Below are 13918 nucleotides of genomic sequence, written 5' to 3'. Positions count from 1 at the left end.
TATCCAGCCGCGGCTGCTTTTGCCGGGGTATCTTGATTGAGTGAGTTTCGAACCACGATGTCTGAGGTTTTTTCCGATATTCCCCATGGCACTGATACAGGCGGCAAAGAGGCTGTTCCAACGGCTGAATGGCTGGTGACGCAGTATGGGCTTGGTCAGCTTCCACGCGCGGCAGCAACGCTTGCCGAGGCATATCTGGAGTTAAATCCGGGGATGCGCCCGACGGTGCAGCGGATCGAGAGCGTGGGTGGTTGGTGCCTTGAGCACGCAGAGCCTGCGGCACTGAACAAAGCTCTGACAGCGGGTGACCTGTTGTCACGCGTTGAGCGTGTTGGCGATGAAAAAATCTTAGCTCCTGCACCAGCCCTCGCAGGGAATGCGTTGCCGGAAAGCATAGCTCGTCACATACACGGTCCGCTTGCCGGTCTGCCATGGAAGTGGCGTGGCTTTGGTGCGTATGAGTACCGTCTGAGAGACCTCGAAGACGACGGCATTATCGCCCGCCTTTTGCGCATCGAGCCTGGCAAGGCTGTACCCCAGCACACCCATGACGGTATGGAGGCGACTTTGGTTCTCCATGGTGCCTATCGTGATGAGGCCGGGCTTTTCAGGCCCGGCGATGTTGAGATTGCCGACCACGCAGTGGACCATCAGCCGGTTGCAGAGCCAGGCGCAACGTGCATCTGCTTTGCTGTCAACGAAGCGCCCATGCGCCTGACAGGACGAATTGGACGGTTTTTGCAGTCCTTCATGTAGGCTGAGACATGGCTAATTTTTCCAATCCTGAAACCGGCGTTGCCTGGGTCACAGGCGCAAGCTCCGGCATTGGCCGTGATGTCGCACTGCGTTTGGCGCGCGACGGGTGGACCGTCGCCGCAACTGCGCGTCGACGTGAGGAGCTTGACGCGCTTGCGACGGAAGCTAACGGACTTGCAGGCAAAATCATCGCCTGTGAAGGCGACGTGACCGACCACACGGGGATGACGCGCGTTGCTCTTGATATAGAGCGCAATGAGGGGCCGATAGCGCTGTGTGTGCTGAATGCCGGCGTGTATCTGCCGATTGATGCGCGCGACTTCAAGGCAGATGCATTCGAGACTACCTTTGCCGTCAACCTGACCGGTGTGGCCAACTGCCTGGAACCGGCCATAGCAGCCATGAAGGCACGTGGGCGAGGGCAGATAGCGCTTGTTGCTTCTGTCACGGGGTATGGCGGTCTGCCGACAAGTTCTGCCTACGGAGCAAGCAAGGCGGCTCTTATCAATCTGGCTGAAACGCTGCGCATCGAACTCGATCCCATCGGCATTCTGGTGCAGGTGGTCAATCCGGGCTTTATTGACACGCCTGCCACAAAGCACAATCCGTTCCCTATGCCGGCCTTGATGTCGTCGCCGGACGCGGCTGATCGTATTGTTACCGGGCTCAAATCGCGGGGCTTTGAAATCACATTCCCGCGTCGGTTTACCTATGTTCTCAAGGCGCTTGATTTTTTGCCCGCACGCTGGCGTCTGGCGCTGGTGAGGCGCGCAACCGGGTGGAACAGGGCAGACAGCACGCCGCTGGATTAAGCGTGCGGGGATTAAAAACTATTTTGTAGTCTTACACCGCGCGATGCGCTGATAGACACTTCCCACCGGCAACCCAAACTTCGATACATTGGCTGTGTTGATCAGTTCATCGGGGTGGTGCATCTCAAAGATATCATCAAACTTCAGCCGCCATGCGCGACCACCAATAGGAAGGTCGATGGGATATGACCAGCGCATACGGCGGCCTTCAACGCGCCCTTCAGCAACGCCGACAACATCACTGGCCTTGCCGCGGTAGCGACCGTTGCCCAGCGCTTCAATCAGCCATTCGCGCTCGTCGGTCTCGCCATCGTCATACTGAAACTTTTCGTGGACACGTATCTCAGCGCCACTGCGGGTGCCGGTCACGGTAGCGCTAAATCTGCGCCGCACGCGGCCAAACGGATCGCGGAACTCACCTTCAGCTTCCAGCGCCCCGTCAAAAAACTCTTCAAGGCGCAGTTCGGGATTTTCTTCCGCGCCGAACCTGTTCAGGTGCTCAGGTTTCAGTTTTTCGCCCATTGCTTTGCCTGCTCTTGTCCATTGTGGGGCCGCGGCCCCTCATTTGGTTCATGGGGAGGCAGGCGCACTGTTGATGCGGGCCCGAAGCTCCCTGTGAGCATCCCGGTCAAGTGGAAAACTCCACATGAGTACGAGGGCGGGCAGCTTTAGGATCACCGGCAGACCCGCGTAAAGCATTGAAACGGCGAATAAACTTTGGTTCGTGTTAGGCGTGTTGGCAGTTGCGTCGAAACCGGCCAATGCAAGCAACGGAAACGCCACACCCGCTGCAAGCGCCAGCGACAGCTTTGTGGCCAGGCTCCACAAGGCAAAGTAAAGCCCGGTGCGCTGTTCTCCGGTCTGGGCGGTATCAATGTCCACCACATCCGCCTGAATTGCGGCTGGCAAAACCAGATCCGCGCCCACGGCAAAGCCTGACAGAATGCAGATGATGGCAAAAGCCGTAACGTCACCAGCGCCTAAAAACGGCACCCAAACGAACGTGGCGCAGGCCAGTGTCATGGAAGCAACCCAGGTGCGATGCTTGTTCCACCGGCGGGCGATCCAAAGCCAACCGGGAATGGCGACCACGCCGGACACGAAATACAAAAACAGCAGCGGGCCGACTAACGCTGGTGCGGCCAGCACATGGGTGACGAAAATCACAAACAATGTGGCAGGCAGGCCATTGGCCCAGCCGTTGATCAGGAATGCAGCTATCAGGCGCAAAAATGTTCTGTTGTCGCGCAGCGCCGTGATCCCCTCGCGCAGATTGATACGACGCTTCGTCGTGTTGCGTGGTGTGGGAACAAAGATCACACAAATGGCGACGGTCAGCGGCAACAGGAGCATCAGGCTGATGGCAAGGGTCTGCATGGCATTGGCCGTGCCGCCCATGCCTGTGGCGTCCAGCACTGCTGGTGTTGCGGTTGCCAGCAGTGTGCCGGCGACAACCAGACCTTCGCGGCGGGCGGTGACGCCGGTGCGTCCGTCATAATCTTCCGCCAGTTCGGCGCCCCACGCCGTGTAGGGCAGGATCATCAGTGTCCAGCCTATTGAGAGAAGGGCGCTCCAGAACAACAGGTAGGTGACTGTTGGTTGTTCCGGCGGGACGAATACCATCCATACGGCCAGCATGGTGGGAACGAGGCCAAGCACTAGCCACGGTTTGCGGCGACCAAAGGGAAGTTTAAGCCGGTCGCTCAGGAAGCCGATGGCGGGGTCGGTCACGGCATCCAGCAAACGGACAACCAGCAACGCAATACCAATGAGGGCAAGAGGTACGCCGAGTTCCGCATAGTAGCTGGGTACGAAAACATAAACAGGTAGCGTGAGGGCCGCCAGGGGCAGGCCGGGAAGGGCGTAAAGCCACAACACGGTGCTCGCTGGTGTTGCGGCTGGATGCTGATTGAGTGCTAAACCTGCCAAGGGAAGTCAGGCGCGCGCAAGCGTAACCTGGGTCACGTCTGTGTTGGCGGAGCAGAACCCGGCTTCGCAATAGGCCAGGTAGAAGTGCCACAGGCGCCTGAAGCGCTCATCAAAGCCAAGCGGTTCAATTGTCGGCCATGCCTCTGCGAACCGCTGCTGCCACAGGCGTAAGGTGCGCGCGTAGTCGGGACCGAACTCGCGGTTGCCCGTCAGGGTCAATCCTGCATGGCTTATTTGTTCGCGCAATATGGTGGGCGACGGCAGCATGCCACCGGGAAAAATGTAGCGCTGAATGAAGTCTGCGGTGCTGCGATAGTCTTCAAAGGCCTCGTCAGCGATGGTGATGATCTGCAAGCCTGCCTTGCCGCCAGGCCTGAGCACGTCATGCACCTGTTTGAAATAGGCAGGCCAATAGGCTTCGCCGACGGCCTCAAACATTTCGATTGAGGCAACGCGGTCAAACTTTTCGTCAACGTCGCGGTAGTCCTGAAAGCGAAGTTCCACTTTGTCTGAGAGACCTGCGCTGGCCATGCGGGCACGGGCATAGTCAAGCTGTTGCTGGGAAATAGTGATGCCGGTGACGCGGCAACCAATTTCACCAGCGGCGTATTCTGCAAAGCCGCCCCAGCCACAGCCTATTTCCAACACGTGATGGTCTGGCTGCAACTGCATGGCGGTTGCCAGCGCGCGATATTTTTCGCGCTGGGCGGAAGCCAGATCATTTACGCCGGGCTTAAAGATGGCCGATGAATAGCTCATGGTTTCGTCGAGCCAGAGGCCGTAAAACTCGTTGCCCAGATCGTAGTGTGCGTGGATGTTGCGTTTAGACCCACGGCGCGTGTTGGCGTGCAGCTTGTGATAGAGCTTGTTGACCCAGTCAAACAGGCCTGTGCGCATGGTGTCCATCATCATGGCGCGGTTGCGGGCGAACACTTCCAGAAACTTCGCCATGTCCGGTGAATCAACGTGACCGTCCATGTAGGCCTCGCCGAAGCCGATGCCGCCTCCGGCCATCAGCTTGCGTGTGGCGCGGTAGGTCAGCACCTCCACTTCGCCATGCTGGCCGGGTTCGCGGCCTTCAAAGCGCAGCGCAATGCCATCAGGCAGACGCACGGTGAGTGAGCCCCACCTGATACGCAGCAACATGGTGAGCGCCCAGCGCACAAGCCGGGGGACACCCGTTAGCTGCTGAAGCACGTCAGGCGTTGCCAATACCGGCGCTGAACCCTTCCGGGTGCCTGTCGATGATGCATCCAACTGAGACATGACCGTCACGCTACTTTTGTGGTCTCGTTGGAAGTATAGCTGTTTTCAGGCGCTTTTGCAGGATCAATAGCATTGCCGCGTGGACCCGATGACGGTCCATGAACGCTGGAGCGCGGCGGCTTTTGGGCGGGCCTGGCAAAATATGGCACACCCTTGAGCCACAGCCGAAGCGCTTCAAAGTGTATGGCCCCGATGATTTTGACCGTCATCAGCGGATAACGGAAAAACGCCTGCACCAATCTGGAGGTTGTAAAGCTGCGGGCGGTGCCATCAAAAGTTGCCAGCAGAAAAGACCCGTCCTCATCTGCTTCGCGAATATGGACGCCGATGGTTTGTGCCGGATCATCAAGGGCGAAGCTGTAAGACGCGGCCATGCCAACGAAGGGTGAGACGTGCAGATGCTTGTCGCGGCTCTGGCGCACGATGCGCCCGTGTTTTTCAGATGCGGTGACAGGCGCCACATAGCTGTGTGTGTCGCCAAATGTATTGTGTACCTGATAAACAAGCGCCGTCAGTTCGCCATCCTGACTGTAGCAGTAATAGACCGACAGCGGATTGAATACGTATCCAAGAATACGCGGGTAGCACAGCAGCTTGATCTGACCCGGCTCGTCAAGCCCTGCATCGTTCAGCAGGCTGACGATATGCTCACGCAATGGCGTGCCGTCGCGTGCGCCATGGTCGCGCTCATGGAAGCTGAACAGGTTGAAACGGTTCAGCGAAAAAAGGGCGCTGCGGCGCGCAGTTTGTTGCAGAGCATCAATGTCCAGCAACATGGAAAACACGCTGTAGCTGAACCTGTGCTCAGTCGGCCGGGTGCGGGCGTGCATGACGCGGCCAAAGTAAAGTGTGGCGGGCGCGGTGTTCACTCTGCGGCCTCGACAAACGGATCAATTTGTACCGCATTCTTGTCAGTTGTCGCAGGTGCTGAGGCAAGCACCATCTGCGCGGCAGCCAGACCGGACTTGAGGCCATCTTCGTGGAAGCCGTAACCGAGCCACGCACCACAATACCAGGTGTTTCCGGTACCCTGAATGGCGTTGATTTTCTCCTGCGCATCAAGGGCTGCGGCATCAAACATCGGGTGAGTGTATTCCATCCGCTGAAACGTAAGAGCAGGGTCGGGTGCCGTGGCGGGGTTCAGGCTCACGAAAATAGGGTGCTTGTTGTCGATGCTCTGCAACTGGTTCATCCAGTAGGTGACGGACAGTGACCCGCCGCGATCAATGCGGCCTGGCGACATGTAGTTCCAGGCTGACCATGCGCGCTTGCGGCGGGGCATGAGGCTCGGGTCGCGGTGCAAATAGACCGTATTGGGACCATAGCGGATGGCCCCCAGCAAACGGGTTTCATCTTCGGTGGGGTCTGCGAGCATGGCCAGCGCTTCGTCTGAATGGGCACCGATGACGATGCGGTCAAACTGGCTTGTGTCGTCGTTTGTGTCCGTTACCAACACGCCGTCGGGCGTGCGGGTGATGCTGGCAACGCCGGTATTGACGCGGATATTGTCGGCGAAGGGTGCTGTGAGCTTTTCCACATAGGCACGCGAGCCACCCACAACGGTGCGCCACATAGGACGATCTTCGTCGATCAGACGGTGATTTCGGAAAAAATCAAGGAAGCTGCGGGCCGGGAAGCGCAGCATCTCGCTTGCAGGTGTGGACCAGATGGCGGCCCCCATGGGCAGCAGATAATCGCGCCTGAAGCGGGCGGAAAACTTGTGGGCGCTCAGATAGTCGCCAAGCGACAGGCCTTCAGACAGGCCCGCCGCCAGATCCTTGCGGGCCAGACGATTGAACCTGAAAATCTCGCGCAGCATGAAAATGAAGCCGGGGCTGAACAGGTTGCGCCGCTGAGCAAACACGCTGCGTACCGTGCGGCCGGACCACTCAAACGCGCCGTTCATGGTGGAGACGCCAAAGCTCATGTCGCTCTCGCGGGTTTGCACGCCGAGGTCTGCAAACAGCTTTGTCAGGTTGGGGTAGTTGTGCTCGTTATAGACAATGAACCCGGTATCAACGGCAATAGGCGTTCCGTCATAGTCAACGTCCACCGTATTGGAGTGACCTCCGATGCGGCTGTCTTTTTCATAGACCGTTACGTCATGCTCACGTGACAGCACATAGGCTGCGCTATTGGCAGAAATGCCGGTACCGACAATTGCAATTCTCATAAACTCTTGGTCGCTCTCGTTATCTGTCGTTCGCCGGATCAGCCGGCTTTCCTGATTTCCTGATACCCGTCCAGGGCGCGTGTACGGGCATCTGAGTGGTCCACGACCGGATCTGGATAGTCAGTACCCAGATTTATACCGGCCTCGTCAAGCACTTCCTCAGGCGCTGTCCACGGGCTGTGGATGTATTTGTCGGGCAGTTTTGAAAGTTCGGGTACGTACCGGCGAATGTAGTCGCCGTTGGCATCAAACTTCTGGCCCTGCGTGATGGGATTGAATATCCGAAAATAGGGCGCGGCGTCTGCTCCGGAGCCTGCGACCCATTGCCAGCTCGCTGCGTTGTTGGCGAGGTCTGCGTCCACCAGCGTATCCCAGAACCACTTTTCACCTTCATGCCAGTGGATCATCAGGTGTTTGACCAGAAACGACGCCACAATCATCCGTACACGGTTGTGCATCCATCCGGTCTGCCAGAGCTGGCGCATTCCCGCGTCCACCATGGGATAGCCGGTCATGCCGCGTTGCCATGCGCGCAGGCCGTCGTCGTCCTGCCGCCACGGAAAATCATCAAACTTGTCCTGGAAGTTGTCCGTGGGAATGGCCGGAAAATGGTAAAGCAGGTGATAGGAAAACTCGCGCCAGCCCAGTTCAGCTACAAACTTCTTGACGGCTTTGTCGGTTGCGCGCCCGTCGTCGGCGGCATCGCGGGCCGCCCAGTAAACCTGCCGCGGACCGATGTCACCAAAATGCAGATGCGGCGACAGGCCGGACGTGCCGTCCACGCCTGGGCAGTCACGGGCGTCAGGGTAGTCGTTTATGGTGTCATCCAGAAAACGCGACAGGCGATCAAGCGCACCTTTGGTGCCTGGCTGCCACATTTTGCTGAAACCTTCCGCCCAATCAGGTGATGTGGGAGTGAGCGACCAGTCTGACAGCGTATCCGAGGCAGGCCATGAGGCGGGTGCCTGAAGATTTTTGGGTTTGGCGTAGGCGTGCTCAAGCCCTGCGGTCTTGCCCATGCAGGCGCGCCAGAAAGGCGAGAAAACACGATAGGGACCGCCGGTTTTTGTTTCTATTGTCCACGGCTCAAACAGCAGGCTTGCATTAAAGCTGCGGGCCTCAATGCCGCGGTCAAGCAGACCAGCCTTCAGCGCCTTGTCGCGACTGATGGCGTCCGGTTCGTAGCAGCGGTTCCAGAAGACTGATTGCGCACCGGTCTCATCAATCAGTTGATCCAGCACGTCGCTGCTGTTGCCCTGCCGCAGAATGAGGGTGCTGTTTATGCCTTTTAGGTCATCGGCCAGCGACGCGAGGGCATGATGCAGCCACCATCGGCTTGCCCCGCCCATGCGCCAGTCTGAGGATGTTGCATCGTCGAGCACATAAACGGGCAGCACCGGCGCGCCCGCATCGACAGCCGCGACAAGTGCCGGATTATCGGCAATACGCAGATCCTGGCGAAACCAGACGATGATGGGGTCTGCAGGCACGTGTTTGAATCCGATATAAAAAAACCGCAGAAAAGCGCCAGGAATACGGCGCAATTAATACATAACAGGATACGGGATATTTGCCGGACTGGATCAGTCGGCGGGGGTGGTTGCCGAGGCAACAAAGCGGGCGACCTGGGGCGTTGCCGGGGTATGTCGCAGGTCGTTCGGCGCGCCGATCTGCGCCACGGTGCCTTCATCCAGCACCGCAATGCGGGTGGCCAGTCGCGTGGCTTCTGCAAAATCATGGGTGACAAAGACAATTGTGCGGGCAAGTTCGGCCTGCAGGTCAACAAGAAGTGACTGCAGGTCAGCGCGGGTTAGGGGGTCGAGCGCTGAAAACGGCTCGTCCATCAGCATGATGGGAGCGTCCACGGCCAGTGCGCGAGCCAGGCCGACGCGCTGGCGCATACCACCGGAAAGCTCTGCAGGGTTTGTGTCAGCGTAGCCATCAAGACCGACGCGGCTGAGCCATTGATCCGCCTTTTGCACACACACATCGCGCGATTGCCCCATAACCTTGAGGCCGAAGCTGACATTGGCCCCGACACTGAGATGTGGGAACAACGCAAAACTCTGAAACACCATGGCGATGCGCTGCCGACGGAAGGCGGCTAGCTGTTTTGCTGACATGTCTGAGACGCTACTGCCCATCACCTCAACGGTGCCGGCATTTGGTTTGATAAGACCATTGATGAGACGAACAAGCGTAGACTTGCCGGAGCCTGAAAGCCCCATAACCACGAACAGTTCACCCTCGCTAATGGAAAGCGACACATCGTGCAGTGCCAGTGTGGTGGAGAGGCTATCGCGAATGCGCGCGCGCCCGGCTCCCTGACGGGCAGCACACAAAGCCTGCTGTTGTGCGGGACCAAACAAACAGGTGACAGCATCAAGCGTAATCATGATTTTGATATCGTCCGACCTGCGGCGCGGTCTGTGGTGCGTGCACCAAAAGCCTGGGTGATGCGGTCAAGAATGATTGCCAGCAGCACAATGGCTGTGCCGCCGATCAGGCCTTTACCAATATCGGCACGTTGCAGACCTTCAAGCACCGTCTGCCCAAGACCGCGCGCACCAATCATTGAGGCAATCACAACCATGGCCAGTGCCATCATTGTGGTCTGGTTGATGCCTTGCAGAATGTTGGGGACAGCGAGTGGTAGCTCTATGGAAACCAGACGCTGGCGGCGGGATGCACCGAAGGCGTCTGCCGCTTCCAGCAGCTCTTTTTCGATGAGGCGCAGGCCCAGGTCGGTCAGGCGGGCAAGGGGTGGCAAGGCATAAACGATGGTGGCCAGAATGGCGGGTACCTTGCCAAGTCCCAGCAGCATGGCGACGGGGATCAGATAGACGAAACTGGGAATTGTCTGCATCAGATCCAGCACCGGAGTGACGAGCGCTCTCACGTGCGCGCTTCTGGCCATGGCAATACCCAGCGGCACGCCCATGACGGCGCATAAGGCGACCGACACCAGAACAATTGCGAGGCTCTGCATGGCTTCATCCCATACGCCCAGCGCGCCGATGAACCACATGCCCGCAACGCAGAACACTGCGAGCCACACCTTACGGGCGGCAAGAAATGCCAGCACACCCACAAGCACCAGAACAGCCCATGGCGGCAGGGCGCGCAGGGGGGCTTCGACCAGCAAGAACGCTGTCAGCAACGCATCCGAGACTGCATCAAAGCTGCGCCCATGGGTCACGATGAGCCAATCAACTGCTGTGTTGGCAGCGTCACGCAGCGGGGTGCCAAGATCAGGAAACATGGGGACGGCCTTTATTTCCCGGCAAGGGCTGATAGCACGCGTGCGCGGGCCTCAGTGCTCACCCAGTCTGCCCACAGATCGGGGTTTTGTTGCAGGAAAACATCTGCCGCCTCGCTTGCGGACAGATCGCTTTCGCGCATGGCCGCCAGCGCGGCTGATACGTTTTGCGACGTTGTTTCGTAGGCAGTCAGTACACGGACAATATTGGGAGCCTGGGCCTCAAACTGTGTATTGACGCCAATGGCAACCACTGCCGGTGGGTAGGCAACACCTCCCTGCAGGGGCGCATCCACCCTGCGCAGGGTATCGAAAGCCTCAGCTTCAAACGGTGGTTCGTCCAGCCTTACGAGGTCGTACATACCCGTCAGCCAGGTAGGGGACCAATAGTAAAAAAGGATCGGGCGCTGACGTTTGATTGCACCAGCCACGGCAGCGGCCAGGGCCTCGCCGGTGCCGGGCAGAAAATTCGTGTAATGATCGTTTAGTCCGTAGGCTTCAAGTTTGCGTGTGTTCACGATCTCACACGCCCAGCCCGCAATACAGTTATAAAAGCGGCCCTTGCCCGGCTCCTCGCGATCATCAAACAGGTGCTTGTAGCGTGGCAGGTCGTTGACCTGTTTCAGGTCGGGCGCGGGCGCATCCGGCCCTTCGACTACGTAACGCGGCACGTACCAGCCCTGCACAGCATCGGGAAAATTGGGACCGATGTCTCGCACCTGGCCGCGTTCAACAGCCTTGACCCAAACGTCTGGCAGGTTGTTGCGCCAGACTTCCATGATGACGTCTATGTCACCGCGCGCCACGCCGTTGTTGAGGGGAATGGTTGCGCCGGGAATGCTAGTTGTTTCGCAGCCATAGCCGGCGCTCAACAGTCTTCCTGCAACGGCGTTGTGAAAGCGGGCCGAATCCCAGTCAAGCCCGGCAAACACGATGGGGCGGTCAATCGGGCAGGATAATGCAGATGCGGGAAGGGATGTGATTGCGCCCACACAGGTGATGGCGGCGATCAGAACACTTTTCAGACTTACAAACATACGTGCCAGAATAGTTCAGGGCGGCAGCACTGCACAGGCTGAATGCTAGGCTGAGGCTGTGCGTGCTTGCGTGTGTGGTTTTCTGAACGAGGAGGGAGGCCGTCCGTACAGGTTGGCAAAGGCCGCGTTGAACCGCCTGGTGCTGCCAAAACCTGATTCAGCCGCAATACGCGTCATCGGCAGGTCTGACGTATCAATCAGACGCTTGGCCCGCTGAACACGCAGCGTCTGCGCAATTTGCAGAGGCGACGCACCGGTATGTTCGCGCAACAGCCGCGCCATATGCCGCGCTCCAATGCCAAGGCGGGCGGCCAAATCATCAACCGTACCTGTGTCCAAAGCACCGGATTCAATAAGATTCAAAGCGCGCCGGGCGGTAGTCCGGGTGCCGTTCCAAGCCGGGCAAAATGGAGCTGTTTCAGGGCGGCACCGCAAACAGGGGCGAAATCCTGCCTGCTCACAGGCAGCAGCACTTGGATAGAACGTCACGTTCTTTTCCAGTGGCGGTTTCACACGACAAACAGGACGGCAATATATTTTGGTGGTTCGCACGGCGATAAAAAACCGACCATCAAATGCCGGGTCGCGATCGCGCATCGCCTTGATGCATGTGATGTGATCAATCATGCGGTGTTTTTAGCATGGGCGTGCATTCAGCGGGCCGTCGCCGCGATGATGATGTCCGAAAACGGCCATTCAACATTTGCGCGTCACATTTTGGCCTGACCGGATCATATCCTGATTTGACCAGAGCATATCGCTGAACAGAAACCAGAGCATATCGCTGAACAGAAAAATGGCTCCCCTTTGTGGAAGCCTTTAGAACCATGTGCATTGCGCCCGAGCCCGATTTAAGGCGCTTGCTAGAGGATATCCGAGACCTTCAGATTGCTGCCTGACGGGATATCAATTACCGTTTAGTGGATAGTTTACAAGCATGGCGAATCAGCTGTATAGTGATTGCTAAACAGAGAACGGAGACAGGAGCCATGACCAACGGGAGGGAGAAGTTCGGGGCGTTTATTCGCCGCGAGCGTGAGGCGCGGGATATCGGTCTGCGCGAGATGGCCAAGAAGATCGGGGTGAGCCCGACATACATGTCGAAGGTCGAGCGCGACGAGTTCACGCCGCCGACTGAGGACAAGGTTCGGTCGCTTGCGCAGATTCTCGAATGCGATCCGGATGAATTGCTGGCGATGGCAGGGCGCGTCCCCTCCGATCTCGCCGACATCATCAAGCGGCATCCCGTCGAAATGTCGGCGCTGCTGCGAACCGCCAACGGTCTTAGCGCCGAGGACCTGGCCCGGCTTTCTCGGGAGGCAGGAAAGGCCAAGGGCAAGTGAAGCCACCGGGGCAAGGCCCCGCCAATGTAGATGAAGGATGACTGATGAGCCGTTTTGTTCCCTACCTTGCCGACGAGGCCATCGAGTGCGACGCCGCTTCCCTGATCGGAGAGTATGAGCACGCGCGGGCCGTGACGATCGAACCGCCGATCCCCATCGAGGACATTGTCGAAAAGTACCTCAAGCTGCGGATTGAGTTTGACGACATGCACGCGCGCCACAATGTTCCACGCCCTCCGAACGGCCAGCCCGACATCCTTGGCGCGATCTACGGCGACGGCAGCATCTTCATAGACGAAAGCCTCGATCCTGAGGAGAACCCCTCGCGGGAGGGCCGCTATCGCTTCACACTGGCCCACGAGGGCGGTGGGCACTGGCGTCTGCATCAGCACCTCATCGCGCAGGATACGGCGCAGACCTGCTTCCTTGATGCCGCGAGCGAACCCAAGTTCATCTGCCGATCGAGTGAGGCAAAGGAGCGGGTGGAATGGCAGGCCGATTTCTACGCCTCCTGCCTGCTGATGCCGCGCAAGATGATCTTTGCCACATGGGACGAGTTCTTTCCGGACCGGAAGCAGCGCGTTCTCGAACCGGAAACGCCAGTCGCACATTCCTTCGTCGAGATACCGCGCATCCATGCTTCCTTCGATGATTTCGAGATTTCTGAAACAGAAGACGAGGCGCTGGAAAGGTTTTGCAAGCCGCTGGCCGAGCGCTTCGTCGTTTCCCCCATCGCCATGCGTATCCGGCTGGAAAAGCTTGGCTTGCTTCATCGTGTGTTGCCGCTTCAGCGGCTTCTGTCCGGCAGGTAATCCGGCCCTTTTTTTGAGGAGATTGTAAAGTGTCAAGTGGACAGGCGAAATACGGCGTAGCGGCGCGGAAGGACGGGTTCGAGACCCGCGACTTCTATCTTGCCTGCTTCCTGCGCTGCACGGGCTACGAGCTACTCGATCTGCGCGCCGAGGGACGGCGCAAGGTCTTCGTCTTCCGCGATCGGCAATGCCGGCGCGATGACGTGCTGTCGTTCTACGGCGATGGGGCGATGGTGCCGCCCCTCGCGTTCTCCACCACAGTCAAAGACATGAAGGCGCTATTGCACAATGCTTGAGAAATCCATCCATACCTCCACTCCACAGGATTGCGGTCCTCAACTGCGCCAAGCGCTCGACGAGATCGGCAAGATCGTCCTGGACGGGCTGAATCACGGGTATTTCCGCGCCACTGTGTCGAGCACTGTCGGCAAAGAGAACCGCCGCGACCTCGTGATCGAGGCCGGAAAATCTCACAAATTCACGATCCCGAAGGACGAACTGCCGCGCTGACGGGGCGCGCAAACGGGCGAT

At 58.5% G+C, this 13918-nt stretch carries 16 protein-coding genes; 6 read left to right on the top strand and 10 right to left on the bottom strand.

The features are described from left to right. Positions 1-57 precede the first annotated feature (57 nt). Both RIB87_RS02215 and RIB87_RS02210 read left to right on the top strand, forming a co-directional pair. A complete protein-coding gene (locus RIB87_RS02215) occupies positions 58-756 on the top strand; it encodes a ChrR family anti-sigma-E factor (RefSeq protein WP_350143045.1) in 699 nt (232 codons plus the stop codon). A gap of 8 nt (positions 757-764) precedes the next feature. Further along, entirely contained in the window at positions 765-1568 is an 804-nt protein-coding gene (locus tag RIB87_RS02210; RefSeq protein ID WP_350143043.1) for an SDR family NAD(P)-dependent oxidoreductase, read from the top strand. Positions 1569-1586: 18 nt separating this feature from the next. Here the strand turns inward: RIB87_RS02210 and RIB87_RS02205 are convergent, their stop codons facing one another. From RIB87_RS02205 to RIB87_RS15500, 10 genes are all read right to left on the bottom strand, one after another. Continuing rightward, complete coding sequence (locus RIB87_RS02205; protein WP_350143041.1) at positions 1587-2090, bottom strand: DUF3833 family protein; 504 nt, start codon at positions 2088-2090, stop codon at positions 1587-1589. A 48-nt stretch (positions 2091-2138) separates the two neighbouring features. Further along, the gene (locus RIB87_RS02200) at positions 2139-3443 is read right to left on the bottom strand and encodes an MFS transporter (protein ID WP_502943190.1); all 1305 of its coding nucleotides are present in this window, start codon (positions 3441-3443) and stop codon (positions 2139-2141) included. A gap of 60 nt (positions 3444-3503) precedes the next feature. Continuing rightward, the gene (locus RIB87_RS02195) at positions 3504-4763 is read right to left on the bottom strand and encodes a class I SAM-dependent methyltransferase (protein WP_350143039.1); all 1260 of its coding nucleotides are present in this window, start codon (positions 4761-4763) and stop codon (positions 3504-3506) included. 5 nt (positions 4764-4768) lie between these two features. Further along, positions 4769-5632 (bottom strand): DUF1365 domain-containing protein, encoded by an 864-nt coding sequence (locus RIB87_RS02190; RefSeq protein WP_350143037.1) that lies wholly within the window; start codon positions 5630-5632, stop codon positions 4769-4771. Continuing rightward, positions 5629-6936, bottom strand: coding sequence for an NAD(P)/FAD-dependent oxidoreductase (locus RIB87_RS02185; protein WP_350143035.1), 1308 nt, complete (start codon positions 6934-6936; stop codon positions 5629-5631). Before RIB87_RS02185 ends, RIB87_RS02190 begins: the two co-directional genes overlap by 4 nt. 38 nt (positions 6937-6974) lie before the next feature. After that, positions 6975-8426, bottom strand: a complete 1452-nt coding sequence (locus RIB87_RS02180) for a cryptochrome/photolyase family protein (protein ID WP_350143033.1) — start codon at positions 8424-8426, stop codon at positions 6975-6977. A 93-nt stretch (positions 8427-8519) separates the two neighbouring features. Next, positions 8520-9332: an ATP-binding cassette domain-containing protein gene (locus RIB87_RS02175; protein WP_350143031.1), complete on the bottom strand. Its 813-nt coding sequence runs from the start codon at positions 9330-9332 to the stop codon at positions 8520-8522. Continuing rightward, positions 9329-10198, bottom strand: coding sequence for an ABC transporter permease (locus RIB87_RS02170; protein WP_350143029.1), 870 nt, complete (start codon positions 10196-10198; stop codon positions 9329-9331). Before RIB87_RS02170 ends, RIB87_RS02175 begins: the two co-directional genes overlap by 4 nt. An 11-nt stretch (positions 10199-10209) precedes the next feature. Then, positions 10210-11232 (bottom strand): ABC transporter substrate-binding protein, encoded by a 1023-nt coding sequence (locus tag RIB87_RS02165; RefSeq protein ID WP_350143027.1) that lies wholly within the window; start codon positions 11230-11232, stop codon positions 10210-10212. 45 nt (positions 11233-11277) lie between these two features. Continuing rightward, positions 11278-11829 (bottom strand): bifunctional transcriptional activator/DNA repair enzyme AdaA, encoded by a 552-nt coding sequence (locus RIB87_RS15500; protein ID WP_502943198.1) that lies wholly within the window; start codon positions 11827-11829, stop codon positions 11278-11280. Positions 11830-12221: 392 nt separating this feature from the next. Between RIB87_RS15500 and RIB87_RS02150 the strand changes: the two genes are divergently transcribed. From RIB87_RS02150 to RIB87_RS02135, 4 genes are read left to right on the top strand one after another with little or no spacing between them, the layout of a single operon-like run. Beyond that, a complete protein-coding gene (locus RIB87_RS02150; protein ID WP_350143025.1) occupies positions 12222-12575 on the top strand; it encodes a helix-turn-helix domain-containing protein in 354 nt (117 codons plus the stop codon). Positions 12576-12619: 44 nt separating this feature from the next. Further along, entirely contained in the window at positions 12620-13387 is a 768-nt protein-coding gene (locus tag RIB87_RS02145; RefSeq protein WP_350143023.1) for an ImmA/IrrE family metallo-endopeptidase, read from the top strand. Between the two features lie 29 nt (positions 13388-13416). After that, the gene (locus RIB87_RS02140; protein ID WP_350143021.1) at positions 13417-13683 is read left to right on the top strand and encodes a DUF5659 domain-containing protein; all 267 of its coding nucleotides are present in this window, start codon (positions 13417-13419) and stop codon (positions 13681-13683) included. Continuing rightward, positions 13676-13897, top strand: a complete 222-nt coding sequence (locus tag RIB87_RS02135; RefSeq protein ID WP_350143019.1) for a hypothetical protein — start codon at positions 13676-13678, stop codon at positions 13895-13897. Before RIB87_RS02140 ends, RIB87_RS02135 begins: the two co-directional genes overlap by 8 nt. Positions 13898-13918: the final 21 nt, after the last annotated feature.

The sequence above is a fragment of the Pyruvatibacter sp. genome, from assembly GCF_040219635.1.
GTDB lineage: Bacteria > Pseudomonadota > Alphaproteobacteria > CGMCC-115125 > CGMCC-115125 > Pyruvatibacter.
This window is presented reverse-complemented; position numbering and strand designations above follow the sequence as displayed.